Genomic DNA, 2,287 nt, shown 5'->3' on the forward strand with positions numbered 1-2,287 from the left:
GCGGTGGTGGCCGATCCCGGCCCGCCGCCGTTGCGGCCGCCGAAGTTGGCCCGGCCCGGCCTGCTGCCGGCGCTGCGGCCGAAGTCGCGCGCCGACTGCGAGCGCCGCTGCGGCAGCGACGGTTTTTGCGATCCGTCCGATCCGCTCGGCTGCGGCGGCGTGCATTGCGGCCGGCGCGGCGCGGGCGAGCTGCTGGACTGAGCGCGTTTTTTTGGAACCCCGGCCGCGCGCCGCGCCACACAGCGATAGTTGGCAGCGATGCCGTTACCCAAGGAGCGAATGTGGACCCCAAAACCATGGCGATGGCCGTACCCAAAACGCCGGCCCCGGCCGGCGACGGCGCGCAACTGAAGCTGGAGATCCAGGGCCTCGATCACAGCGGCAGCGAGCAGTTCCGCGCCGCCCTCGACCGGCAACTGGGCGCGGCGGGCGGCGCCGGCAAGCCCGGCCCGGTGGGCAACAGCCAGTCGCTGGGCCATGTGCTGGCCGGCCGCACCACGGAGCTGGCGGCCCAGGTCAAGCAGGACCAGCAGTACGTGTCCAAGCTGCTGGAGCAGGCCACCCGCACCGGCGACAAGATTCATCTGATGCGCGCGATGATGGCGCTGAGCGATTTCCAGCTGCGGGTGCAAACCATTTCCAAGACGGTGTCCAAGGCGGCCACCTCGATCGATGCGCTCACCAAGCTGCAATAGCGCCATGGCCGCGTTTCCTCCCGCTTCCCATCCCACCTCCCGCCGGCGGCGCGCGCGCTGGTTGCAGCGGGCCGCCATGCTGTGCCTGGTCAGCCTGTTGTGCGCCTGCTCCAAGGTGGTGACCCTGCAATCGAACCTGAGCGATCCGGACGCCAACGAAATCGTGATGGTGCTGAACCGCCAGGGCATCGCGGTCGAGAAGCGGCCGGCCAAGGAGGGCGTCAGCCTGCTGCTGGCCGACACCGACCTGTCGCGCGCGACCTCGATCATGAACAGCGCCGGCCTGCCGCGCCGCAGTCACGAGAGTCTGGGCGAGGTGTTCAAGAAGCAGGGCATGATTTCCACCCCGCTGGAGGAGCGGGTGCGCTATCTGCACGGCCTGTCCGAGGAGCTCGGCTACACGCTGTTGCAGTTCGACCATGTGATCTCGGCGCGGGTGCACGTGGTGTTGCCGGAGCGGGTGGCGCCGGGCGAGCCGATACAGCCATCCTCGGCCGCGGTGTTCATCAAGTACCGGCCGCCGATCGACGAGGACGCCATGACGCCGCGCGTGCAGCGGCTGGTGGCGTCCAGCATTCCCGGCCTGGCCAGCGAGGACGGGCGCGGCAAGGTGTCGGTGGTGCTGACGCCCGGCGAGGCGGCGCTGCCGGAGGTGAAGTGGACCACGGTCGGGCCGTTCAAGGTCGAGGTGGATTCCGCCGGCGGGCTGCTGGGCACGCTGGTGGCGCTGGCGGTGGCCTGCCTGCTGGCGCTGGGCGCGGCCGGCTATCTGTTGCTGAAAAGTGGCGTGAAGCTCGGCAAATGGGGGCGGCGCCAGGACGCGGCGGTGACCGCCGCCGCCACGCCGCCGCCGGCCGCCGGCGCCGCCACCTGACGGGCCGCGGCCCGCTTCTGAAAGGATGCCAGCAGCATGTTGTCGGACTTTTTCCTCGATTGGTGGTTCGCGCCGTGGCGCTATGCCGGCGCGGCCGGCCTGCCGCCGCCGGCCGACCTGCTGGCCGAACGCGACCAGTACGGCTGGTGGTGCGCGCGGGCCGGCGTGCCGGCCGAGGTGCCCGCCGAGTTCGATCCGGGCTGGCAGATGGCGGCGCTGGACGCGGCGTCACTGCTGCGTCGCGCCGCCGCGCTGTTCGGCGGCATCCTGGCCGCGCGCGGCCAGGACGGGCCGGTGCTGGCGTGCTTGTCGCTGGCCGACCGCAAGTGGTGCATGGGCATCGCCAGCACGCAGCCGCTCAAGGGCTGCCTGGCGCCGGGCTGGCATGGCGAAGCGGCGGCCAAGTTGGCCGAGATGGCCGAGGCGGCCAAGTTGACCGGGGCGGCCGAATTAGCCGAGCTGGCCGAGATGGCCGAGGTGGCCGAGGTGGCCGAGGTGGACGAGGTGGACGAGGTGGACGAGGTGGACGAGGCGGCCAGGTTGACCGGGGCGGCTGAATTAGCCGAGATGGCCGGGCTGACGGAGCTGGCGCGCCGCCTCGAACACGGTTTTCCCGGCATGTGGGCGCGGCTGCGGCTGCTGTTGCCGGCGCCGCTGGCGCGGCAGGTGGACGCGCGCCTGCCGGCCGCGCTGGCCGAGCCGGCCCCGCCCGCCGGAG

At 72.0% G+C, this 2,287-nt stretch carries 4 protein-coding genes; all 4 read left to right on the forward strand.

The window, feature by feature from the left end; translation table 11 throughout:
- Positions 1-201 (forward strand): hypothetical protein (locus GM676_RS31705; RefSeq protein WP_211923327.1); only part of this gene is annotated, 201 nt, incomplete at its 5' end.
- A gap of 80 nt (positions 202-281) precedes the next feature.
- The gene (locus GM676_RS31180) at positions 282-695 is read left to right on the forward strand and encodes an EscF/YscF/HrpA family type III secretion system needle major subunit (protein WP_371866422.1); all 414 of its coding nucleotides are present in this window, start codon (positions 282-284) and stop codon (positions 693-695) included.
- Between the two features lie 4 nt (positions 696-699).
- Positions 700-1,569 carry a type III secretion system inner membrane ring lipoprotein SctJ gene (sctJ, locus tag GM676_RS31185; protein ID WP_155468448.1) on the forward strand — a complete coding sequence of 290 codons (870 nt, stop codon included), beginning with the start codon at positions 700-702 and terminating at the stop codon, positions 1,567-1,569.
- Positions 1,570-1,605: 36 nt separating this feature from the next.
- On the forward strand, positions 1,606-2,287 hold a 682-nt coding region (locus GM676_RS31190), incomplete at its 3' end, for a hypothetical protein (protein WP_155468449.1).

Origin of the sequence: Duganella radicis, assembly GCF_009720825.1 — a bacterium.
Classification (GTDB): Bacteria; Pseudomonadota; Gammaproteobacteria; order Burkholderiales; family Burkholderiaceae_D; genus Rugamonas; species Rugamonas radicis.

Bases quoted from the DNA above. Each gene is read 5' to 3' on its own strand.
- sctJ (WP_155468448.1), top strand. From the start codon at position 700: ATGGCCGCGTTTCCTCCCGCTTCCCATCCCACCTCCCGCCGGCGGCGC.